A 22,614-nucleotide genomic window follows, 5' to 3' on the forward strand; every position below is an offset into this window, starting at 1 on the left:
GCACACAGCAATCGGGGGTAAACCCCCTCCCACATGTAGATTTGTGCCGGTTTCAGGATTGTGTGTGGTGCAGTTATAAGCTGCCAATAAGTAACTTTTTGTCATGCATGTGCCTGATTAAACTGCTCGGGTATTTCTAATCCCGAGCTGCCTGTTCATGACTTCCCTCGCTGCCCCCACCCTTGCGGCCGCAGCCAGACCCACCGCCATCACCCCGCCTGTATTTGGCCCGCGCATCATCATCGGCCTGGTCGGCGTGTTGCTCGCGGTGCTGGTGTCCGGCCTCAACGAGATGGTCACCAAGGTGGCCCTCGCGGATATTCGCGGCGCGCTGTACATCGGCTTTGACGAAGGCACCTGGCTGGTGGCCGCGTACACGGCCACCTCCGTGTCGGCCATGGCCTTTGCGCCCTGGTGTTCGGTGACGTTTTCCCTGCGGCGCTTCACCCTGTGCGCTATTGGCTTGTTCACCGCACTGGGGATCCTGTGCCCGTTTGCGCCGAACTACCAAAGCCTGCTGCTGCTGCGTACCGTCCAAGGCCTGGCCGGCGGTGCCTTACCGCCGATGCTGATGACCGTGGCGCTGCGCTTCCTGCCGGCCAACGTCAAGCTGTATGGTCTGGCTGGCTACGCACTTACCGCCACCTTCGGGCCGAGCCTTGGCACGCCATTGGCGGCACTGTGGACTGAATATGTCGGCTGGCAGTGGGCATTCTGGCAGATCGTCGGGCCGTGTCTGTTGGCCATGGCCGCCGTGGCCTACGGCTTGCCGCAAGACCCGCTGCGCCTGGAGCGCTTCAAGCAATTCAATTGGCGCGGCCTGTTGCTCGGCTTTCCGGCGATCTGCATGCTGGTGATCGGCATTCTGCAGGGCAATCGCCTGGACTGGTTCGAGTCGGGCCTGATCACCTTCCTGCTGTGCGGCGGCAGCGTGCTGCTGGTGCTGTTCATGTTCAATGAATGGTCGCACCCGATGCCGTTCTTCAAGTTGCAGATGCTCGGCCTGCGCAACCTGGCGTTTGCCCTGATCGTGCTGGCAGGCGTGCTGATGGTGCTGACCTCGGTGATCATCATCCCCTCGAGTTTCCTCGCCCAGGTCCAGGGTTATCGCCCATTGCAAACCGCGCCGGTGATGCTGCTGATGGCGCTGCCGCAATTGATCGCACTGCCGCTGGTGGCGGCGTTGTGCAACCTGCGCTGGGTCGATTGCCGCTGGGTCCTGGGGATCGGGCTGGGGATGTTGGTGCTGTGTTGCGTGGGCAGCGCGCACCTGACCTCGGCGTGGATTCGCGACGATTTCTACGGCCTGTACCTGCTGCAAATCTTCGGGCAGCCCATGGCCGTGTTGCCGCTGTTGATGCTCTCCACCGGCAGCATTCAACCGGCGGATGGGCCGTTCGCCTCGGCCTGGTTCAACACCGTCAAAGGCCTGGCCGCCGTGATTGCCACCGGCGTGCTGGATGCGCTGACCACCCAGCGCCTGCACTTTCACTCGACCATGCTGGTGGACCGCCTGGGTAACTCGCCGCTGGCCGACGGCGATGCGCCGGGCCTGGCCCACCGCCTGCACGAGCAGGCCGTGGTGCTGACTTCTTCGGATCTCTATTACGTCATGGCCGCTGTCGCGGTGGCGTTGATCCTGCTGATTTTCTGGATGCCCACGCGGATTTTTCCGCCTCGCGCACCGACCTAGCCACAAGGACTTCCCATGAAACGCAAAGACAAAATCGCCGTCTCCGTTATCGCCGTGTTTGCTGTCGGGGTGCTGGTGTACCTGGTCGCGCCCGGCCTGTTGGGCAACAAGCGCCAGGCCACCAACGACGCCTTCGTCGCCGCCGATTTCACCCTGGTGGCGCCACGTGTGGCGGGCTTTATCAAGGAAGTGCTGGTGGAAGACAACCAGCGCGTCAAGGCCGGCCAACTGTTGGCGCTGATCGACGACCGCGATTTTCGCGCCGCCGCCCAGGCCGCCGACGCCGACACCCTGGTCGCCCAGGCCCAGCTGAAAAACGCCACCGCGACCCTGGAGCGCCAAACCTCGGTGATCGCCCAGGCCCAGGCCACCGTGGCGGCAGACCGCGCCGAAGTGGCCTTCGCCGAACATGAACTGAACCGCTACAACCACCTCGCCGGCGTGGGCGCGGGTACCGTGCAGAACGCCCAGCAAGCCAAGACCCGCATCGACCAGGCCAACGCGCGCCTGGCCAACGCCACCGCGGTGCTGGCGGCCGAACGTAAGCAGGTGGAAATCCTCACGGCCCAGCGCGATGCAGCCGAAGGTGGACTCAAGCGTGCCCAGGCCGCGTTGGAAATGGCCAGCTATCAGCTGTCCTACACGCGCATCGTCGCGCCGGTGGATGGCATGGTTGGTGAGCGTGCGGTGCGGGTCGGGGCCTATGTGACCCCGGGCAGCAAGATCCTCGCGGTGGTGCCGTTGGCCGAGGCCTACGTGGTCGCCAACTTCCAGGAAACCCAGCTGTCCCATATGCACGCGGGCCAGGCCGTGCAGGTGCGGGTCGACAGCCTCGACGGGGAGTTGCTCAACGGCCACCTGGAGAGCCTCGCACCGGCGACGGGTGTGACCTTCGCATCGGTCAAGCCGGACAACGCGACCGGCAACTTCACCAAGGTGGTGCAGCGTATCCCGGTAAAAATCGTCCTCGAACCCAACCAACCGCTGACCGAGCGCCTGCGGGTCGGCATGTCGGTTGAAGCCAGCGTCGACACGCAGCCGGTCAAGCAGCGTGAGGTGGCCCAGCAATGAGACACCTTGCCTGGTTCACCCTGAGTGTTATCAGCCTGAGTGCCTGCACTGTCGGGCCGGATTTTCAGCGCCCGCACACGCCGCAAGCCACGCGGTGGAGCGAACCTCAAGGGCGACAAGCCGCCAGCCGAGCAGTGAGTGATCCGCTGCAAGAGCGCTGGTGGGACGTGTTCCACGACGAGCAACTGTCGGCCCTCACTCGCCGCGCGCTGACCGATAACCTCGACCTGAAGCTGGCCAGCAGCCGCCTGCAACAAAGCCGTGCGGTCCGCCAGGTGACCACCGCCGAGCGTTATCCCACTGTCGACGCCACGGGTGCCTACCAGCGCAAACGCAACAGCGGCAAAGGCTTGAACGACCCCTCCGGCGAAAACGGGCGTTCCGCGTTCAACCAGTGGGACGCGGGGTTCTCGGCGTCTTGGGAGCTGGACTTCTGGGGTCGGGTCAAACGCGAAACCGAAGCCGCCGATGCCACCCTGCAAGTGGCGGAAAACGACCGCCGCGCCGTGCTGTTATCGGTGCTGGCCGAGACCGCCCAGGACTACATCCAACTGCGCGGCGTGCAAAATACCCGCGCGGTGACCGAGCAAAACCTCGACGTCGCCCGCCACAGCCTCAAGCTCTCGCAACTGCGCCTGGCTGACGGCGTGGCCACCGACCTCGATGTCGCCGAAGCCGCCGCCCAGGTCGCCGCCATCGAAGCGCGGCTGCCGGATCTGCAGCAACGCCAGGACCAGTTGATCAACGCCCTCAGCCTGTTGATGGGCGAGCCACCCCAGGCTCTGCACGCGCAATTGTCCAAGGACGCCGCCGTACCGCAGGCCCAACGCCAGGTCGCCATCGGCCTGCCGTCGGAGCTCGCCGAACGCCGTCCGGATATCCGCCAGGCCGAGGCGCGCCTGCACGCCGCCACCGCCAGCATCGGCGTGGCCAAGGGCGATTTTTACCCGCGTATTACCTTGTCCGGCAGCCTCGGTTCCCAGGCCATGCAACTGTCGGATTTCGGCTCCTGGGGCTCTCGTGCGTTTGCCTTCGGCCCGCAAGTGAGCCTGCCGCTGTTCAGCGGCGGCCGCCTGCAAGGCATGCTGGACCTGCGCGAAGCCCAGCAACAGGAAGCGGCCCTGGCCTACCAGCAAACGGTGCTGCGTGCCTGGCATGAAATCGACGACCAACTGACCCGCTACAACGCCAGCCAGCTGCGCCGCGACAGCCTCGCCGAAGCCGTGCGCCAGAACCAGATCGCCCTGACCACCGCACAGCACCAATACGTTGAAGGCGTGGTGGATTTCGTCAACGTGCTCACCGTGCAAAGCGCGCTGCTGGCCACGCAGGAGCAGTGGGTCGAGAGTTCTACCGGGGTGTCGTTGGCGATGGTGGGGTTGTACAAGGCGTTGGGGGGCGGGTGGGAGTCGGTCTACCCAGTGGCAATGGCTCAGCATTGAAATTGGAGTATCCGATGTAGGACCGTTCTTGATTTTTGCTGCCTTAAACCTTGGTGAACCTTGATCGTTAAGCTTTCAGTCCGATTATTACCTGTGAGTCTTTCCGATGTCTGTCATCGAAAACCCCTACGCGCCTCCACAAGCTGATCTGCGCACTCCAGTCTCCGCCATCCAACCTACATTCTTCGTGGTCGCGCCGCGCAAGCTGGTCCTGATGGTGTTGCTGTCCCAAGGTTTTTATCTCTTCTACTGGTGTTACCAGCAGTGGGCCTGCTATCGGCGGGCTACTGGCGCAAAGGTGTTGCCGCTGGTGCGAGCGTTCTTCTCGGTGTTTTTTCTGTATTCGCTGGTGATGAAAATCAGGCAGAAACTGGCGCTTGACGGTACGCCGTACCGCTGGTGGCCGCGAGCCATGGCGCTGGGGCTTATTGCGTGTGGGTTGTTACCCTTTACCTACGTTTTTTTCGTCACCGCCATGACGGCAATGAAGTTGAGCGTGTGCTTGATGATCGTGCAGGTAGCGCTGTTCGTGCAGGTGCAAGGCGCGGTGAACCTGATCGAGGGCGACACAGATGGCGAGGCGAACAATCGCCTGACTTGGGCTAACGCAATCTGGATCGTTATCGGGCTGGGCATGTGGAGCTTGGGCTTTATAGGGGCGTTTCACGAGCAAGGGCTGTCGTGATTGTCCTCAGGGCGCAGTGTTTTTTAAGACTGCAAAAGCATAAAGATGACAACGTCTTGCGTTGAACAACCTTCCTGTAGTTCCAGGCTGATCAGTTTGAACAGGATGACGATGTCTTGACTTTTCATGGGGCTCCAAAAGCGAGTGTCCTCTGTCCGCGGACAGAGGACACTTTCCTGCACAGGGTTGACACTCATGTCAACGGTTTTGCAAAAACACCACATACCCCCGAAACCACTCACTCCCCTGCAAGTACCCCGGCTCCTCCCACTCTCCACCCTGAATCAAACCGATCTTGAACGGCAGCCCCATCCGGTTCATCCGTGGCAAATATGCCGCGTAATCCGGGATGCTCTGGCGGCCCTGATAGGTCTGCACCACCACCTCATCCACCACGCCTTTGAGCTGGCTGATGGCGGTGGGGTCGGCGTTGCTGCTCCAGTCCATCAGGCCGGTGATACTCAGTTTCAGATCGGCCGGCAGGCGCTGGCGCAGGTCGCGCAGGAAGTCGGCGTATTCGTGCAGGTATTGGGTGCGGGCGTCGAAGTCGATCTGGATGCCGACCACTGGGTTGCCTGCGTCGCGCCAGCGTTGTACCTGGCCGAGCAGTTGGGTATAGACCTGTTCGGGCCAGTGCAGGGTGTGGGCGCGGTAGACCACCCAGACGTCGCCGCGGGTGAGGCGCGGTACGCTGATGCCTTGGGCGATCAGCTGCACACCGCGCTGGGGCGCGCGGCGGGTGGCGTTGATCTGGCCCTGGAGGATGTACAGGGTCTTGGCCTGCTTGAGTACCGGCTGCGGCGTGACGCCGCTCCACAGCCAGAAGGCGTCGTAGTCGCGGGCATCGACGGCACCGAATGCCGGGCTTGCCAGCAACAGCAAGCCCAGCCACAGGTGTTTCACCAGTAATACTGCAGCGATTTGCCCCACTGGGTGTCGGCGAAACCACTTTTCAGCTGGCGGAACCAGGCTTTGCGCACACCGGGTTCGACGTCCTTGCCGCCACAGCTGTTGTAGCCGGCCGGCGCGTAGCAGTTGATGGCGCGGAACAGGGCGTAGGCCTTGTCGTTTTTCGGCGCCTTGGCGTTGCCGATGACCTGTTGGTAACCGTCGAGCCGCGAGAAGGTTTCACCCTTGAAGTCCGAGGCGGTGCTGCCCAGGCTGCCGGCGGCGCGGGCCTGCTCCAGAGGCATGCCGTCCAGGTTGTTGCGCAGGATGAATTCGCCGAAGCAGTTCAGGGCCTGGGGGTTCTTCGCGTCGGTCTGCAAGGTCGCTGCGGTTTGCGCGATGCTGGGGCAGGCGTAGCCGGATTCGGCCTTGTCGCCGTTCCACTGGAACAGCTTAAGCGTCTGGCTGGCGCTGTAGACATAACCCAGGCTGGTGCCCAGCTTGTCCTCGGGGGCCTGGGCCGGCAGTTGCTTGAGGTCCTCGGCGAACGTGGCGAACTGGCCGCGCAGCAGGTCTTTGTAGAGCAGCACGAATTGCGCGGTCTGGCGTTCCAGCGGATCGCTCGCCTGGGCGATCTGCTGGCGCAGCAGTTCAGGCCCGGCAACGTTGCGCAGCAGGATGTAGCGCACCTGCCTGGCACTGATCGGCGAATCGCTGGCGAACACCTTGGCCAGTTGGCCGCTGCGCTCGTAGTTCATGGCCAGTGCCAACTCCAACTGGTCGCGTTGCAACGGCAGCTTTGCCAGTGGCAACAATTGCAGCCACAAGGCCTCGGCGCCTTTCCAGTCTTGCTTGGCTTCCAGGGCCAGGGCGCGCAGGGTCTGCTGGCTGAAGGCGAAGTAATTCAGGCTCGACGGCACGCTTTGCGGCAACTGCTTCAAGGCAGCGTCCGGTTGATGCTCGATGTACAGCGCGCACACAGCCAGCAGGTAGTCATAGAACTCTGGCTCGCTGGCGAACGCGGCCTTTTGCTTCTCGAGGTCGGCGCGGCTGAGGGCTGGCTGGTTGCCGCCGCGCATCACCATCAGGTCGCTGACGAGCTGAATCATCGGGGTCTTGACGGTATCGCTGTTGACCATCAACAGCTTGAGGTCAACTTCTTCTACCAGCTCATCCTCAGACACATTGCGCTGTTCGTCGGTGGCCGTCAGTGCCCAGGCGAACGCGTCGGCGAGCTGGGTGTTGTCATCGGCCAGCCAGTACACCCGGCGCAGCAAACCGTGGGCCGAGGCCGCGTATTCGCCCTGTGGGTAAGTTTTCAGGTAGGCGTTGAAACCCTGCTCGGCCGTGGCCAATGCGGGCTTATCCACACGGTCCAGGTGCGGTACGCCGTCTTCGTCATAGGTGTTGGCCTGGGCCTGGTTGAGCGCTGTGCGGGCGGTCATGTACAGCGCGGTTTCCTTCAGCCACGGCGACTGTGCACTGCCGACGCCAGCAAAGCCTTGCGCGGCCTCGGCGAAGCGGCCGCTGTAGAAATCGGCGGCGGCTTGCAGGTAGGTGCGAAACAGTTGGCCGCCGGCTGACTGGATCTGCTGCGCTTCGGCGATCACCGGGCCATCCCAGGTGCAGGTGGTGAGCAGTTGCAGCCGCGCCTTTGCCAGCAGCGCGCGCTCGTCCGCCGGCATGTCGGCCTTGACCACTTGGCGGATAAACGCCGTGGCGCTGTCATCGTCGTTGCTGCGGCAGCGGCTGCCTTCGCCATTGAGGAACGCTTCGCCAGCGGTTTTGTATTCCTCGCGCTTGATACCCAGGGGCGTCAGCAGGGTGTCGAGTTCGGCGGTAGGCGAATCGTCCGAGTCGGGCTCAGTCTCTGCGCTGGAGGCAGCGGCCAGGCGATACACCGGGAACGGCACCGGGCCGAAACCCTGGGCCAGGTCATCTTCGCTCAACGCTTTGGGCGCCAACGGCGCGGCCTTTTTGTCGGCCAGCAACAGGCGCAGGTTGGCCCGGCTGTCATTGCCTGGGCTCAGGAACGGCACGTTGTTACAAGGGTCCAGGCTGTCACGCGAGACACGCCAATCGGGGTAGCACGAATCGTCGGAACTGGCCTGGGCCTGCTGGGAAATACCGGCCAGCAGGGCCAGTGCGAGGGGGGAGAGAAAACCGATGCGCATGACGTGTCCTTGATCCTGGGTCCTTGGAGGGCGGCAATCATAGCGTGTTCCTGCGGGCGCTTCGGTGAAGCCCTACACAAATTGCTGATTTGTCCGATTCCAGAAGCGAACCGGGTGCTTTTGTCCTAGAGTGGCGGTGTTTGCGCTGAGGCACTCAAGGCAACAGCGGGGGGAATCGAGGTGCGCCGGTCTGTGGTAGAGCAAAACGAAAAGGTCGGGGCGTTGCCCGCATTCAATCGTCTTACGTGGGAACGCGTCGGTTGGCTGAGCCGACTGTGGTGGGTGCCGATCCTGGGGCTGGCCATGGCCCTGCGGTTTTACCGCCTGACTTCGGCGGCGATCTGGGGCGACGAGGGCTCCAGCCTGCTGCTCAGTGAATACGCCGCTGCGGACCTGTGGTTTCACGCCGCTCATGATGTGCACCCGCCGTTGTACTTCTTCATGCTGCGCGGCTGGATCGAGCTGTTCGGCGACAGCATCTGGTCGATTCGTGGCATGAGTGCCATCCCCGGCGTGGTTGCCGTGGGCCTGGGTGTCTGGCTGACACGGCAACTGTCTACCCGGCGTGCTGCCGTGCTGGCGGGGATCCTGCTGGCGCTGCTGCCCACGGCGGTGCGCTACAGCCAGGAAGTGCGCATGTATTCGCTGCTGGGCGTGTGGCTGCTGGGGGCGACGCTGGCGCTGGTGTACTGGGTGCGCCAGCCCGAGCGGCTGCGCTACCTGGCCATGTATGTGGCGTTGATGAGCGCCGGTTTCTACACCCATTACTTCACCGCCCTGTGCGTGCTGGTGCATTGGGCTTACCTGGGGGTACTGTGGCAGGCGCAGCCGCGAGGCCGACGGCTGATCGCACGCCCGGCCTGGTGGGTAGCCAATGCCGCGATTGTGCTGTTGTACGTACCGTGGCTGCCGAACCTGCTGGACCTGGTGCAGCACGTCGAACAACTCAAGGTAGGCGGGGACATAGGCTGGGAAGAACCGGTCAGCCTGTTTTCCCTGCCTTCGATGGTCTGGCAGTTCGTGTTACAGGATGAAGGTATCGGCTTCTGGCCACCGCTGTTCTGGTTTGTCCCGCTGTTACTGATGGCCGTGGTCGTGATGACTGCCGCGCGAGACCGCGAACGCCATCGGCCCGCTTGCCTGCTGGCGCTGTTTTTCCTGCTGCCGCTGTTGCTGGTCTACGGGGTATCGTTTATCTCCCCGGTGTTTATCGAGCGCTACCTTACGGTGTACGCCTTGGGTTTGCCGATCCTTGTCGCCATGGCTATCGACCGCCTGCCTGCGCGCTTGTCGCTGCTGGGTGCGGCGCTGTTCGTGCTGTTTGTCGGCGTGGAGCTGGTGGGCCTCAAAAACAACTTCACGGTGGATGAGCACGACCAATTCAACGTGCCGGTGGAGTTCGTCAATCGCAATTACCAGGAAGACGACCGCATCGTCCTCAGCGACATGATGTGGTACCTCAGCTATGTGTATTACGACCAGACCGACGCCCAACTGCAGCTCTACACCCCGCCCAGGCCCGATGGCACGCCGACCCGGCCCAACGCCTACGGCTTCGGCACCCTGGTGGACCAGGACGGCGGGCGCATCTACCTCGATCATCTGTCGGCACTGCCCGCCGACACCCGCCGCGTATGGCTGATCAGCAGCAACGAAGCGCCGGACGATTTCGCGCCACTGCCCCAGGGCTGGCGCGAACTCAGTCGCCAGGACGGTGGTGGTGCCAGGGCGCGTTTGTTCGTGTTGTGCAACGTGCCGCCACCACAACCCGAGGCCTGCCGCTAGACTCGGTTAAATACCTTTTTTCAGGAGCCCGTCATGGAATCGCCTGTGCACAGCTTGCCGTCACTGTTCAAACAGCTTGGGCTGCCGGATGACCCGGTCAGTATTGATCAGTTTGTGACCACCCATTCGCCACTCAAGCCGGATCTCAAATTGGCAGATGCGTTTTTCTGGACCGACAGCCAGAAAGCGTTTTTGCGCGAGGAAATCTTGGACGATGCCGATTGGGCGGAAGTGGTGGATGAGTTGAATCTAATGTTGCGGGGTGGGCGAGGGGTGTAAAAAAATCTTTTGGAAATTGTGTTTTTGTAAAAAAAAAAGGTGAGCAGTAAAAAAATCTAGGCGCCGCGTTCATTCAGGAAGCACGCGTTATCGTTGACGTTTTTCGCGAGCAAGCTCGCTCCTACAGGAGGCGATGTAGGCTTAACTGAGTGGCATCAGGGCAAGCCCTCTCCCACATTCGTCCTGCGGTGTTGCCACTGAATCGCTCCACCCATCCGCTAAATTGTTTCAAAACTTGACGCAATCCGATCCTTCCACCATATTGATAGTTAGCAAACTAACTGTATGCGAACTATCCCGTGCCTCAATCCCTCGAACACCTCCAGATGAACCTCAGCAGCAGCATGGTGGTGGGCGCCCGTAACTGGCGCAAAATCTGCCAGAGCACGCTGGTGAGCTATGGCATCTCCGAAGCCTGCGCTGTGCCGTTGTTGATGATCGGTCGCCTGGGCGACGGAGTGCATCAGGTCAAAGTAGCCCAGGCCTCCGGGATGGAAAGTCCTTCGCTGGTGCGCCTGCTCGACCGGCTGTGCCATGACGGCTATGTGTGCCGTAGCGAAGACATTCACGACCGCCGCGCCAAGGCCCTGAGCCTCACCGAGCGTGGTCGCGAGTTGGTGCAGGCGGTGGAGGTGCAACTGGTGCGCCTGCGCCGCGAAGTGCTGGCGGACATTGCGACCGCCGACATGGAAGCGGCACTGCGTGTACTGCGGGCCTTTGAGGCGGCGACGCTTTGAACGGATTTTTTACCGGTTTTCCGCCCGCCCGTGACTGGTTCTATGGGGTTCGTACCTTCGCCGCGTCGATGATCGCGTTGTACATCGCCATGCTGATGCAAATGCCGCGTCCGTATTGGGCGATGGCCACGGTGTATATCGTCTCCAGTCCGTTTGTCGGCCCTACCAGTTCCAAGGCCCTGTACCGCGCCATCGGCACCTTGATGGGGGCGGCGGCGGCGGTGTTTTTTGTGCCGATGTTCGTGCAGTCGCCGTACATCCTGGTGGTGGTGATCGCACTGTGGACGGGCACCTTGCTGTTCCTCTCCATGCACCTGCGCACTGCCAACAACTATGCCTTGATGCTGGCCGGCTACACCTTGCCGCTGATCGCCCTGCCGGTGGTGGATAACCCGCTGGCGGTGTGGGATGTGGCCGAGGCGCGGACCGAGGAAATCTTCCTCGGCATTGCGGTCGCGGCGGTGGTGGGCGCGATGTTTTGGCCGCGGCGGCTGATGCCGGTGTTCGATGGCGCGGTGGCCAAGTGGTTCAGCGACGCCCAGGTCTACAGCCAGCGCTTTCTTTCCCGCAATGTGCAGCCGGAAGAAGTCAGCGCCCTGCGCGGCGGCATGGTCGCCACCTTCAATACCCTTGAATTGATGATCGGCCAGTTGCCCCACGAAGGCGCGCGGCCGCAGACGGTGCGCAATACCAAGGAATTGCGCGGGCGCATGATCCACCTGCTGCCGTTGGTGGAGGAACTCGACGATGCGCTGTATGCCGTCGAACAGCGTGCGCCGCAGTTTCTCGAGCAGTTGACGCCGCTGCTGGAAGCCACCCGGCAGTGGCTGGAAAACACCACCGAAAGCGCACCGCTGGAACGCTGGCGCGCCCTGCGTGAACAGGTCGACGCCCTGCAACCCCAAGGCGAAGCGCTGGACGAGCGCCACACACTGCTGTTCTCCAACGCCCTCTACCGCCTGGGCGAGTGGATCGACCTGTGGCAGGACTGCCGAAGCCTGCAAGCCGCCATCCAGTGCGAAAGCCAGGACACCTGGCGCGCCGTGTACCGTCACTGGCGCCTGGGCCGGCTCACGCCGTTCCTCGACCATGGCCTGATGCTTTATTCGGCGTTTTCCACCGTCACCGCGATCATCGTCGCGTCGGTGCTGTGGATCCTGCTGGGCTGGACCGATGGCGGCAGCGCGGTGATCCTGGCAGCCGTGGCCTGCAGTTTTTTCGCTTCTATGGACGACCCGGCGCCGCAGATCTATCGGTTCTTTTTCTGGACCGCCATGTCGGTGCTGTTCGCCAGCCTCTACCTGTTCCTGGTACTGCCCAACCTGCACGATTTCCCGATGCTGGTACTGGCGTTCGCGGTGCCGTTCATCTGCATCGGCACGCTGACCGTGCAGCCGCGTTTTTACCTGGGCATGCTGCTGACGCTGGTGAACACCTCATCGTTCATCAGCATCCAGGGCGCCTACGACGCGGACTTCCTCAACTTCGCCAACGTCAACCTGGCCGGGCCCGTGGGCCTGTTGTTCGCCTTTGTGTGGACGTTGATCGCACGGCCCTTCGGCGCCGAACTGGCGGCCAAGCGCCTGACCCGTTTCAGCTGGCGCGACATCGTCGGCCTGACCGAGCCCGCCACCCTGAACGAACACCGCTACCTGGCCGTGCAAATGCTTGACCGCCTGATGCAGCACCTGCCACGCCTGGCGATGATCGGCCAGGACACCGGCATCGCCCTGCGCGACCTGCGCGTGGCGCTCAACCTGCTCGACCTGCTGGCCTATTCGCCGCGCATCCTCGGCGTGCCGCGGGTGCTGCTCAACCAGGTGGTGGAAGGCGTGGGCGGTTACTTCAAGGCCTGCCTCAAGGCGGGTGAACGCTTGCCCGCGCCCAGCGGTCTGCTGATGACCCTCGACCGCACGCGTCGCGCCCTCAACGACCAGGGCCTGCAAGACGAAGCCGATACCCGCCTGCACCTGCTGCACGCGCTGGCCGGCCTGCGCCTGGCGTTGTTGCCGGGAGTGGAATTCATTGGCGGCACGGAGATGGAAGCGCCGCTACCCGATGGAGCGCCTTTATGATCGGTGATCTGGATATCAGCGGGGTGTTCCTGCCCACGCTGCTGGTGCTGATGGGCATTACGTACGTGTTGTTCCTGGTGGTGCACGGGCTGTTGACCCGCGTCCACTTCTATCGCCTGGTCTGGCACCGGGCATTGTTCAATGTGGGGCTCTACGCGCTGTTGCTGGGCGCGGTGGACTCACTCAGTCGATACCTGATGACATGAAAAAACCTTTTTTGACCATCGGCCGTGTAGTCCTGACGTTGTTGATCGTGAGCTTCGCGGTCGTCGTTGTGTGGCGCATGGTCATGTACTACATGTTTGCGCCCTGGACCCGTGACGGTCACATCCGTGCCGACATCGTGCAGATCGCGCCGGACGTGTCCGGGCTGATCCAGCGCGTCGATGTGCACGACAACCAGTTGGTGACCAAGGGCCAGGTACTGTTTGCCGTCGACCAGGACCGCTTCAAGCTGGCCCTGCGCCAAGCCCAGGCCGCCGTGGCCGACCGCCAGGAAACCCTGGCCCAGGCAAGCCGCGAGTACAAGCGTAACCGTGGCCTCGGCAACCTGGTGCCCAGCGAGCAACTGGAAGAAAGCCAGTCCCGCGTTGCCCGCGCCCAATCGGCCCTGGCCGAAGCGCAAGTGACGGTGGACTCGGCCCAACTCAACCTCGACCGCTCGGTGATCCGCAGCCCGGTGGACGGCTACGTCAACGACCGTGCACCGCGTACCCAGGAGTTCGTCACCGCCGGGCGGCCGGTGCTGTCGGTGGTGGACAGCAATTCGTTCCACATCGACGGCTACTTCGAAGAGACCAAGCTCGACGGTATCCACGTCGGCATGGGCGTCGACATCCGTGTGATCGGCGACAACGCCCGCCTGCACGGGCATGTGCAGAGCATCGTCGCCGGTATCGAAGACCGTGACCGCAGCAGCGGCTCTAACCTGCTGCCCAACGTCAACCCGGCGTTCAGCTGGGTGCGCCTGGCCCAGCGGATTCCGGTGCGTATTGCCTTTGACGATGTCCCGGCGGACTTCCGCATGATCGCCGGGCGTACGGCCACGGTGTCGATCATTGGCGACAAACCCAATGACGGAGCCAAGCCATGAAGCCGCTGTGGGCAACCGCTGCGCTGGGGTTGTTGCTGTCGGCCTGCCAAGTGGTGGGGCCGGATTACAAGCTGCCGCAAACGTCTGCCGTCAACCGCGCTGACCTGCAAGGGCAACTGGCGGGCAAGGGCAGCGACGTGGTGTCGGCGCCGGTGCCGGCCGACTGGTGGAAGCTGTACAAAGACCCGCGCCTGGACGAGCTGGTACGCCAGGCCATGGCCTCCAACACCGACCTGCGGGTGGCCGCAGCCAACCTGCAGCGCGCCCGTTATCAGACCCAACAGGCTGAATCCGCCGGCGGCTGGAGTGCCGGCGCCAAGGCCGAGGTGCAACGGCTGCAGGAATCCGGCGAAGCGTTTTTGCAGGCGGACAAAGTGCCGGTGGATAACATCGGCAGCGTCGGCATTACCACCTCGTATCAATTCGACCTGTTCGGCACCTTGCAACGTGGCATCGAAAGCGCCCAGGCCAGCGCCGATGCGGCCCAGGCTGCCGCTGATACCGCACGCATCACCCTGGTGGCCGATGTGGTGCGCTCCTACACCCAGGTCTGCGCGGCCAACGAAGAACTGGCGATTGCCAACGAGTCCCTCGACCTGCAAGCCCAGAGCACCAAACTGACCCAACGCCTGCGTGACGCGGGCCGTGGCGATGAAACCCAGGTCACCCGCTCGCAAACCCAATACAAATCCTTGCGCGCCGACATGCCGCGCTACGAAGCGGCGCGCCAGGCCGGGCTGTTCCGCCTGTCGATGCTGCTGGCCAAGCCAGTGGACCAACTGCCGGCGGGCACCGGCAGCTGTGCCGAACTGCCGCATATCGCTCAATTGTTGCCGGTGGGCGATGGTGCGGCACTGCTCAAGCGTCGCCCCGACGTGCGCCAGGCCGAGCGCCAACTGGCCGCCGCCACTGCGCGTATCGGCGTGGCCACCGGCGCCTTGTACCCGGACATCGCCATCGGCGCCACGGTGGGCACCGTGGGCCTGCTCGACAACCTCGGCCAGCCGGCGACCAACCGCTGGGGCTTCGGCCCGATGATCAGTTGGACGGTGCCGACCAACGGCGCCCGTGCGCGCATCCACGAAGCCGAAGCCGCGACCCAGGGCGCCCTGGCGCATTTCGACGGTGTGGTACTCAATGCCATCCGCGAAACCCAGACCGGCCTGGCGCAATACACCGCCGTGCTGCAACGGCGCGAGGCGCTGGCGGACGCCGAGCGCTCGGCCCAAGAGGCGGCAGACCAGACCCACCGCTTCTTCCAGGCCGGCCGCGAATCGTTCCTTGCCGACCTGCAAGCCACCCGCACCTACACCGCGATGCGCGCGCAACTGGCGGCGGCGAATACCCAGGTTGCCATGAGCCAGATCGATCTGTTCCTGGCCCTGGGCGGCGGCTGGGAAAGCGGACGAACGCAAGCGTCACCGCCCGGCAAACCCTGAGCGAATAGCTATGCTTGGACAGGCGGGTCGCCGTGACGACTCGCCTGACACTGCTCGCGTTTGCTCATGGGGATTCCAATAATGAAAAACCCTTATGCTCCCGCTTTCTGGTGCGTGCTCTTCGCACTGGTGTTGTTATCGGCCGCGTATTTCTACGGCGTCATGCTCGCCCATCAACTCGACAAGGCCATGGTGTTTCTCGACAGCGCCTGCCTGGTGATCGGCTCCCTGTCCATCGGCGTGGTGGCCTGGGCGTCCTACCAGAACCAGCGCGTGAAGAAAAAACTCCTCGAGCAAGGCAAGACCCGCGTAGCGATCTGGGACACCAAGGTCGCCCTGCGTCGAGTCGAAACCGTGTTCGACCGCTATTTCTGGGGCAGCTATTGGCAGCCGGGGCGCACCTTCCAGGAAGTCATGGGCGACCTTACCGGCACGCCCCTGGAAAAAAGCCTCGAAGTCCTGAAAAAACAGTGTGTGGCCCTCGATCGGCAGGTCGCCGATGGCCGGCATTGGCTGAATAATGCGCGGGAATTGTCCGACGTTGCCACGCAGATGGCCCGTGAGCGCTACCAACTGGACTTCTGCGACCCCAAGTCCGACACGCCCGGCAATGCGGTGATACACCGCGAGTTTGAGGTGCTGGTGTACACCTGGACCGCACGCCTGAAGAGTTTTGACCACCAGCTCGACGAGATCGAATTGGAGTATTCCTGACGTAGCAGTGGTCGAGTAGAACGAGGCCGCGTTCGAGGACGAAGTCCTCGTAAAACCAGCACGCACGGTTTTTGATAAGCCAAGGTGCGTGGTTTTACGACTGCTTCGCAGTCGAACGCGGCCTCGCTGCGCTCGACCGCTGCTACGGAGCCTATGCTAACCTCTCCCGGATTTTTCGGCGGGCTTGAGCCAACCCCAACAGGGTTCAAGGAAGACAGCCCACTTCTCACAGGATTTGATCAGGTCACTTCATGAATAAGCCAGCAGTCGTTCTTTTGGGTTTAGTTGTCGCCGTAGGCGTCGTCAGTGCAGGCGGCGCCTGGTACACCGGTAAACAACTGGAACCGGTGCTGCAAACCGCGATCCAGAACGCCAACAAGGAACTGCAGACCTCCATGGCCGGCGTCGATGGCACCGTGGCCCTGGAGCTGGTGTCCCTGGAGCGTGGCGTGTTCAGCAGCACCGCGCACTACCGCCTGAAGGGCCAAGGCTCGGTGTTCGGCGAAGAAAACCCCAATCCCGAATTGCTCTTCGTCGACCATATCGAACACGGCCCGCTGCCGTTCTCGCGCCTGGTGACGCTCAAATGGCTGCCGGTCATGGCCACCAGTCACTATGAGCTGGAAAAGAACCCCACCACCGAGAAGTGGTTCGCCGCCGCCAAAGACGTGTCGCCGCTCAAAGGCGTGGCCAATATCGGCTACAGCCGCTCGGTCAACGGCAACATCGAATTGCTGCCCCTGACGTTCAAGGACGACACGTCTTCGGTGAACTTCTCCGGCGCCAACCTGAATTTCGACAGCACCGCCGAAGGCCAGAAGGTCAAGGCCGACGGCTTCATGAACAGCTTCAAGATCGCCGGGTTAGACGGCAAGGGCGAACACTTCGAAGCTCAATTGTCTGGCCTGACCATCGCCAGCAACCTGGAAAAATCCACCTTTGGCTTCTACACCGGGCAAAATACCGTTGAGCTGACCGACAGCACGTTCACCTTCGGCCCGCAGAAAGCCGTGCTGACGGTCAAAGGCTTCGAGCAGAAAGACTCCAGCGAAACCAAGGACAACAACCTGGCCGGCCGTGTCGACTACAAGATCGACGAGATCGGTTACCAGGGCAAACCCGTGGGTTCGGCGGCCATGGCCCTGAGCATGAAGAACGTCGACATCCCGGCCATGCTGGTGTTGACCAAGCTGTACCAGGACAAAATGCAGCCGGTGCAAGCCGCTGCCGCAGCGGGCCAGCCCGCGCCTGAGCTGCAATTGACCGAAGCCGAGCAAGCCTTGGCCGAAGCGAACGTCAACCAGGTATTGGCCGCCAAGCCGCAGATCGCCGTGGAAAACCTGTCCCTGAAAACCACCCATGGCGAAAGCAAGTTCAACCTGCTGGTGGACCTGGCCAAGCCAGCGTCCATGGAGCTGCCGCCGGTTGAGCTGGGCAAGCAGATGATTGCATTGCTGGATGCCAACCTGACCTTGTCCAAGCCGATGATCGGTGACGTTGCCGCCCTGCAAGCGCAACTCGGTGGCGTGAGCGACGCGAAAGCCATCGAGCAGCAGTCCCAAATGGCCGCTGAGATGGTCAGCGGCATGGCGGTCGGTACTCAGTTGGCGACCCTGGTCGGCAGCGACGTGGTGTCCAAGTTGCACTACGCCAACAATGAAGTGACCTTCAACGGCCAGAAGATGACCGTCGAGCAATTCATTGGTTTTGTGATGGCCAAGGTCGGCGCGGTCAGCGGCGCACAGTAAAGATTTCGCCATCATCCGGAAATAAATAATGTGGGAGCGGGAGTGCCCGCGATAAGGGTCAAACAGTCGGCGCACGTGCCGGCTGGTACCCCGTTATCGCAGGCAAGTCCGCTCCCACATTCACATTTCAGATAGGCTGCGCAATTCTGAACAATTGTTTTGGATTGGTCTTTTTCCTACTTTCCTAAGAGATAGTTCACACAGGAAAGCTAGGCCGGGTCATTGGACGCCGGCACCCTGCGGCAATTCGCTCAGGACCACCTATCGTTACAGCTTTCCGTGTGTAAGGAAGCTCACGATATGTTGCGAAACCTACCACTCAGTGCATCAGGCCGGTTGCGACTGCTCGTCGGGGCAGCCTTATGCAGCCAATTACTGATGCCCGCCTTCGCCATGGCCGATCCGGCCTATGACGCACTGATTATTCAGGCGCGCAACGGCAACTTCACCCCCGCCCTGACCCAATTGCGCCAGCTGTCTGCCGAACGCCAGACGCCAGGCCAGGTCAGCGATCATGTGGTGATCGCCGGTTGGGCCGGCCAGGACGCCGAAGTGCTGAAGGTGTACGAGGCCCAGGGTAAACATCGCAACCTCAGCACCCAGGCGCTCGCCACCGTCGCGCGTACGTATCGTAACCAGCGGCAATGGGCCCAGGCTGAGGCTGTCTATCGCCAGGCGTTGCTGCGTGAGCCGAATAATGTCGATCTGCAACTGGGCTTGGCCCTGACCCAGGCCGACGGCGGCAAGGCCAACGAAGCCGTGCAACGCACCCGCGCGCTGGTGGCCGCCAAGCCCGATGATCCTAACCGCCGCATGGCCCTGGGCTACGCACTGACCCGCGCCGGCCTCAACTACGATGCGCTGTTTGAGTTCGACCAGGCGTTTATCCGCGCGGGCGACAAGCCTGACGTCGCCCGCGAATACATCGTCGCCCTGCAAAAGGCCCGCCTGCCGGAAGCCGCGTTGCGCCTGTCGGCCCAGCGTCCTGGCCTGCTGGACCCGGTGACCCAGCGCCGCCTGGAAGGCGACCTCGCTGCCGAGCGTGTGCGCATGGCCGAGTTCGCCACCCGCAGCGAAAAAGAACGCTACGTGATTGCCGACCGAGCCCTGGCCGATTACGACAAACTGCTCGCCCGCTGGACCCCGGACGCCAGCGCCCATGACGATGTGGTGCGCTGGCGTATCGACCGCCTGGGCGCACTCAAGGCCCGTGCGCGTACCGCTGAAGTGATCCGCGAGTACGAAGTGCTTAAGGCCGAAGGTGTGCAACTGCCGACCTACGCCGTGCGCTGGGTGGCCGCGTCCTACCTCGACCAACGCCAGCCGGAAAAAGCCGAGCCGCTGTATCGCCAGGCCCTGAGCGCCACCGACGCCGAGCCCGATGATCGGGTCGAAGACACCACTGCGCTGTTCTACGCCTTGCAGGAAAGCGATAAAGCCGAGGACGCCAACGAGGTCGCCAAGGGCCTCGCCAACAGCCAGAACCCGCGGGTCGAGCTCAAGGGCTTGCCCATCGGCAACCCCAACGACGCGTGGATGGACGCCCAGCAACTGTCGGCCCAGGCCGGCGTCTACGGCGGCGACCTGCCGGGAAGCGAAGCCGGCCTCGAAGCGCTGGTGGCGAAAGCCCCTGGCAACGTCGGCCTGCGCCTGGCCCAGGCTGACATGTACCGCGCCCGCGACCTGCCACGGCGTGCCGAAGGCATCCTGAAGGAAACCGAAGCCCAGGCCCCACGGGATATGGGCCTGGAAGTGAGCCAGGCCTACACCGCCATGGACCTGCAGGAGTGGCGCCAGCTCGACGTGCTCACCGACGATGTGCTCGCCCGCAACCCGGACAATCGCCAGGTGCAGCGCCTGAGCCGCCTGCGCGACGTGCATGACATGGCCGAGCTGCGGGTCGAGGCCTATACCGGTAAAAGTTTTGGCGGGGGCAATGACAGTGACGCGGGCGCCGTCGCGGGTAGCCGCGACTGGGGCATTGAGAGTCGGATCTACACGCCGCCCATCGACGAAGACTGGCGTGTATTCGCCGGCGCCGGGTATGCCAAGGCCGACTTCAGCGAAGGCACGGGCCAGCATCGCTGGCAGGTCGTGGGCGTGGAGCGGCGTACCCGCGACATGACCATTGAAGCCGAGGTCTCCAACCATTCCTACGGCGATGGCTCCAAACAAGGCGCCGCGGTGTCGATTGCCCGCGACATCAACGACAATTGGCAATACGGCGGCAGCCTCGGCTACCTGCTGAGCACCACGCCGCTGCGGGCGTTGAATGACGGGGTCACGGCCAACGGTGGCAGCGGCTTTATCCGCTGGCGCGCCAACGAAAGCCGCGAATGGAAACTCACCCTCAGCCCCTCCCATTTCAGCGACGGCAACGACCGCTTCGAAGCCTTGCTCAGCGGCCGCGAAGGCCTCTACAGCTCGCCGAAAGTGCAAGTGGACCTGGGCCTGGAAGTCGGCGCCAGCCGCAACAGCAAGGAAGACACGGTGTACTTCAATCCGAAGTCGGACTTTACCGTGTTGCCCGTCCTCAACATCAACCATGTGCTCTATCACCGCTACGAGACCCAGTGGAGTCAGCAGTTCCAGGTCGGTGCGGGTACGTATAGCCAGCGGGATTACTCCACCGGTGGCATCGGTCTGGTGGGCTATGGCCAACGCTTTCGCTGGAATGACGTGCTGGACGCCGGCGCCAACCTGAGCCTGATCAGCCGACCTTATGACGGGGATCGCGAACGCGATCTGCGTCTGCTCGTCGACCTCACTTACCGTTTCTAAAAGAGCCTGACCATGACCTTCCTCAGCCGTTGCTTGTTGGTTCTGGGCGTATTGCTGGCCAGTGCCTGCGCCCAGCAACCCGCACCTTTCACTCCCCCCGCCGAGCGGCCGACACCGCCCAACGAAGCGGCGTGGCCGAAAAACCACTTCCTGGGCATTGCCTACCATGACGTGTCGGACCGCGATCCTGACCAGGCCGTGGTGGCGGTGCGCACCGAGCGATTGATCGAACAGTTGGCCTGGCTGCGGGAGAACGGCTATCAGGCGGTCAGCGTTGACCAGATCCTGGCCGCCCGCCGTGGCGGCCCCGCGTTGCCGCCCAAAGCCATCATGCTCAGCTTCGATGACGGCTATTCGAGCTTCTATACCCGCGTGATGCCGATCCTGCGCGCCTATCGCTGGCCGGCCTTGCTGGCGCCGGTGGGCTACTGGATCGACACGCCGATGAACAAACCGGTGGACTTCGCCGGCTCGCCACGGCCGCGCGGCGAGTTCCTTACCTGGCAGCAGATCCGCGAAGTGTCGCAATCGGGCCTGGTGGAAATCGCCGCGCACACCGACGCCAGCCACACCGGGATCCTGGCCAACCCCCAGGGCAACCTCGAGCCGGCGGCGACCTCGCTGCGCTATGACCCGGCCACGGGTCGCTATGAAACCCAGGCGCAGTTCGATGCGCGGCTGCGTGCGGATGTCGCGGCGATCTCCAACAAGATCCAAACCGTGACCGGCAAGAAACCACGGGTATGGGTGTGGCCGTACGGCGCCGCCAAGGGCACCTCGCTGGCGATCGTCGGCGAGCAGGGCTACCAGATGGCCCTGACCCTGGAAGACGGCCTCGACAGCTCCAGTGACCTGATGAACAGCCCGCGCTTCCTGGTGGCCTCCGACCCGGACGGCGAGCATTTCGCCAACAGCATCGTCGCCGTGCAAACCCCGGCACCGCTGCGGGTGCTGCATGTGGACCTGGACAACGTCTACGACCCGGACCCGGCCCAGCAGGCGCGCAACCTCGACCAACTGGTGCAGCGCGTGGTGGACATGGGCGCCGGTACGGTGTTCCTGCAAGCCTTCGCCGACCCCAAGGGGGATGGCCTGGTGCACGAACTGTACTTCCCCAACCGTCACTTGCCGGTGCGCGCCGACCTGTTCAACCGCGTCTCCTGGCAGTTGCACACCCGTGCCCATGCCGCCGTGTACGCGTGGATGCCGGTGTTGAGTTTTGCCCTCGATCCCAAGCTGCCCCGCGTGACGCGCTGGGACCCGGAAACCGGTCAGGTCGGCACCGACCCGGACCAATATAAACGCCTGTCGCCGTTCGACCCGCAGGTGCGCAAGATCATTGGCGAGATCTATGAAGACCTGGCGCGCAACAATGCCATCGACGGCGTGCTGTACCACGACGACGCAGTGCTCTCTGACTTCGAAGACGCCAGCCCCGCCGCGCTCAAGGCCTATGCCGCCAACGGCCTGCCGGGCAGCATCCAGGCCCTGCGCGCCGACCCGGCCGTGATGCAGCGCTGGACGCGCTTCAAGAGCCGCTACCTGATCGACTTCACCAAAGAGCTGACCGCCAAGGTCCACGCCATCGGTGGGCCGCAGGTGCAGACCGCGCGCAATATCTTCGCCGAGCCGATGCTCAACCCGGCGAGCGAGGCCTGGTTCGCCCAGAACCTCGATGATTTCCTCCAGACCTATGACTGGACCGCGCCGATGGCCATGCCGCTGATGGAAGGCCAGGAGTACAAGACCTCCAATGCCTGGCTGGAGAAGCTGGTGGCGACGGTCAAGGTGCGTCCTGGCGCGATGGAGCGCACGGTATTCGAACTGCAGGCCAAAGACTGGCGCACCAAGGCCGCGCCGGATATCGACGCTGTGCAGATGGCTGAATGGATGGGTGTGCTCAAGCGCCAGGGTGTCACGAGTTTTGGCTACTACCCGGACAACTTCCTGGAAAATTCCCCGGACCTGAAGACTGTGCGTCCGGCCCTTTCCAACCAATGGAATCCTTGA

17 protein-coding genes are annotated in these 22,614 nt (G+C 63.1%); 15 read left to right on the top strand and 2 right to left on the bottom strand.

What is annotated here, in order from left to right; genetic code table 11:
* Positions 1–157 precede the first annotated feature (157 nt).
* From F6S08_RS01315 to F6S08_RS01330, 4 genes are all read left to right on the top strand, one after another.
* Positions 158–1,693 carry an MFS transporter gene (locus F6S08_RS01315; RefSeq protein WP_065924673.1) on the top strand — a complete coding sequence of 512 codons (1,536 nt, stop codon included), beginning with the start codon at positions 158–160 and terminating at the stop codon, positions 1,691–1,693.
* Positions 1,694–1,708: 15 nt separating this feature from the next.
* The gene (locus F6S08_RS01320; RefSeq protein ID WP_137212683.1) at positions 1,709–2,764 is read left to right on the top strand and encodes an HlyD family secretion protein; all 1,056 of its coding nucleotides are present in this window, start codon (positions 1,709–1,711) and stop codon (positions 2,762–2,764) included.
* Positions 2,761–4,206 carry an efflux transporter outer membrane subunit gene (locus F6S08_RS01325; protein WP_137212684.1) on the top strand — a complete coding sequence of 482 codons (1,446 nt, stop codon included), beginning with the start codon at positions 2,761–2,763 and terminating at the stop codon, positions 4,204–4,206. The genes F6S08_RS01320 and F6S08_RS01325 overlap by 4 nt, the downstream gene beginning before the upstream one ends.
* Positions 4,207–4,312: 106 nt before the next feature.
* On the top strand, positions 4,313–4,891 hold the full coding sequence (locus tag F6S08_RS01330; protein ID WP_065924676.1) for a hypothetical protein: 579 nt from the start codon (positions 4,313–4,315) through the stop codon (positions 4,889–4,891).
* 198 nt (positions 4,892–5,089) lie between these two features.
* On the opposite strand, the gene F6S08_RS01335 is transcribed toward F6S08_RS01330, so the two are convergent.
* Both F6S08_RS01335 and F6S08_RS01340 read right to left on the bottom strand, forming a co-directional pair.
* Entirely contained in the window at positions 5,090–5,794 is a 705-nt protein-coding gene (locus F6S08_RS01335; protein ID WP_074848298.1) for a DUF3142 domain-containing protein, read from the bottom strand.
* Entirely contained in the window at positions 5,791–7,953 is a 2,163-nt protein-coding gene (locus tag F6S08_RS01340) for an outer membrane assembly lipoprotein YfiO (RefSeq protein WP_074848300.1), read from the bottom strand. Before F6S08_RS01340 ends, F6S08_RS01335 begins: the two co-directional genes overlap by 4 nt.
* A gap of 180 nt (positions 7,954–8,133) precedes the next feature.
* On the opposite strand from F6S08_RS01340, the gene F6S08_RS01345 reads away from it, so the two are divergent.
* The 11 genes from F6S08_RS01345 to pgaB all read left to right on the top strand — a co-directional run bounded on the left by F6S08_RS01345 (position 8,134) and on the right by pgaB (position 22,614).
* A complete protein-coding gene (locus F6S08_RS01345) occupies positions 8,134–9,738 on the top strand; it encodes a glycosyltransferase family 39 protein (RefSeq protein ID WP_065924679.1) in 1,605 nt (534 codons plus the stop codon).
* Between the two features lie 33 nt (positions 9,739–9,771).
* Complete coding sequence (locus F6S08_RS01350; protein ID WP_065924680.1) at positions 9,772–10,017, top strand: DUF2789 domain-containing protein; 246 nt, start codon at positions 9,772–9,774, stop codon at positions 10,015–10,017.
* Positions 10,018–10,343: 326 nt separating this feature from the next.
* Entirely contained in the window at positions 10,344–10,754 is a 411-nt protein-coding gene (locus F6S08_RS01355) for a MarR family winged helix-turn-helix transcriptional regulator (RefSeq protein WP_065924681.1), read from the top strand.
* The gene (locus F6S08_RS01360) at positions 10,751–12,829 is read left to right on the top strand and encodes an FUSC family protein (protein WP_137212699.1); all 2,079 of its coding nucleotides are present in this window, start codon (positions 10,751–10,753) and stop codon (positions 12,827–12,829) included. The genes F6S08_RS01355 and F6S08_RS01360 overlap by 4 nt, the downstream gene beginning before the upstream one ends.
* The gene (locus tag F6S08_RS01365; RefSeq protein WP_012721577.1) at positions 12,826–13,035 is read left to right on the top strand and encodes a DUF1656 domain-containing protein; all 210 of its coding nucleotides are present in this window, start codon (positions 12,826–12,828) and stop codon (positions 13,033–13,035) included. The genes F6S08_RS01360 and F6S08_RS01365 overlap by 4 nt, the downstream gene beginning before the upstream one ends.
* The gene (locus tag F6S08_RS01370) at positions 13,032–13,922 is read left to right on the top strand and encodes an efflux RND transporter periplasmic adaptor subunit (protein ID WP_027608075.1); all 891 of its coding nucleotides are present in this window, start codon (positions 13,032–13,034) and stop codon (positions 13,920–13,922) included. The genes F6S08_RS01365 and F6S08_RS01370 overlap by 4 nt, the downstream gene beginning before the upstream one ends.
* Positions 13,919–15,361 carry an efflux transporter outer membrane subunit gene (locus F6S08_RS01375; protein WP_315871179.1) on the top strand — a complete coding sequence of 481 codons (1,443 nt, stop codon included), beginning with the start codon at positions 13,919–13,921 and terminating at the stop codon, positions 15,359–15,361. Before F6S08_RS01370 ends, F6S08_RS01375 begins: the two co-directional genes overlap by 4 nt.
* An 81-nt stretch (positions 15,362–15,442) precedes the next feature.
* Complete coding sequence (locus F6S08_RS01380; RefSeq protein ID WP_027608077.1) at positions 15,443–16,075, top strand: hypothetical protein; 633 nt, start codon at positions 15,443–15,445, stop codon at positions 16,073–16,075.
* Positions 16,076–16,326: 251 nt separating this feature from the next.
* Positions 16,327–17,823, top strand: a complete 1,497-nt coding sequence (locus F6S08_RS01385; RefSeq protein WP_315871180.1) for a YdgA family protein — start codon at positions 16,327–16,329, stop codon at positions 17,821–17,823.
* A 300-nt stretch (positions 17,824–18,123) separates the two neighbouring features.
* A complete protein-coding gene (gene pgaA, locus F6S08_RS01390; protein WP_065924685.1) occupies positions 18,124–20,604 on the top strand; it encodes a poly-beta-1,6 N-acetyl-D-glucosamine export porin PgaA in 2,481 nt (826 codons plus the stop codon).
* 12 nt (positions 20,605–20,616) lie between these two features.
* Entirely contained in the window at positions 20,617–22,614 is a 1,998-nt protein-coding gene (pgaB, locus tag F6S08_RS01395) for a poly-beta-1,6-N-acetyl-D-glucosamine N-deacetylase PgaB (protein WP_137212700.1), read from the top strand.

Origin of the sequence: Pseudomonas sp. JV449 (assembly GCF_032424295.1) — a bacterium.
Lineage (GTDB): Bacteria > Pseudomonadota > Gammaproteobacteria > Pseudomonadales > Pseudomonadaceae > Aquipseudomonas > Aquipseudomonas marginalis.

Coding starts and splice junctions, on each gene's coding strand:
- F6S08_RS01365 (WP_012721577.1), top strand. CDS start 12,826: ATGATCGGTGATCTGGATATCAGCGGGGTGTTCCTGCCCACGCTGCTG.
- F6S08_RS01320 (WP_137212683.1), top strand. CDS start 1,709: ATGAAACGCAAAGACAAAATCGCCGTCTCCGTTATCGCCGTGTTTGCT.
- F6S08_RS01380 (WP_027608077.1), top strand. CDS start 15,443: ATGAAAAACCCTTATGCTCCCGCTTTCTGGTGCGTGCTCTTCGCACTG.
- F6S08_RS01330 (WP_065924676.1), top strand. CDS start 4,313: ATGTCTGTCATCGAAAACCCCTACGCGCCTCCACAAGCTGATCTGCGC.
- F6S08_RS01370 (WP_027608075.1), top strand. CDS start 13,032: ATGAAAAAACCTTTTTTGACCATCGGCCGTGTAGTCCTGACGTTGTTG.
- F6S08_RS01375 (WP_315871179.1), top strand. CDS start 13,919: ATGAAGCCGCTGTGGGCAACCGCTGCGCTGGGGTTGTTGCTGTCGGCC.
- F6S08_RS01355 (WP_065924681.1), top strand. CDS start 10,344: ATGAACCTCAGCAGCAGCATGGTGGTGGGCGCCCGTAACTGGCGCAAA.
- F6S08_RS01325 (WP_137212684.1), top strand. CDS start 2,761: ATGAGACACCTTGCCTGGTTCACCCTGAGTGTTATCAGCCTGAGTGCC.
- pgaA (WP_065924685.1), top strand. CDS start 18,124: ATGTTGCGAAACCTACCACTCAGTGCATCAGGCCGGTTGCGACTGCTC.
- F6S08_RS01350 (WP_065924680.1), top strand. CDS start 9,772: ATGGAATCGCCTGTGCACAGCTTGCCGTCACTGTTCAAACAGCTTGGG.
- F6S08_RS01315 (WP_065924673.1), top strand. CDS start 158: ATGACTTCCCTCGCTGCCCCCACCCTTGCGGCCGCAGCCAGACCCACC.
- pgaB (WP_137212700.1), top strand. CDS start 20,617: ATGACCTTCCTCAGCCGTTGCTTGTTGGTTCTGGGCGTATTGCTGGCC.
- F6S08_RS01340 (WP_074848300.1), bottom strand. CDS start 7,953: ATGCGCATCGGTTTTCTCTCCCCCCTCGCACTGGCCCTGCTGGCCGGT.
- F6S08_RS01385 (WP_315871180.1), top strand. CDS start 16,327: ATGAATAAGCCAGCAGTCGTTCTTTTGGGTTTAGTTGTCGCCGTAGGC.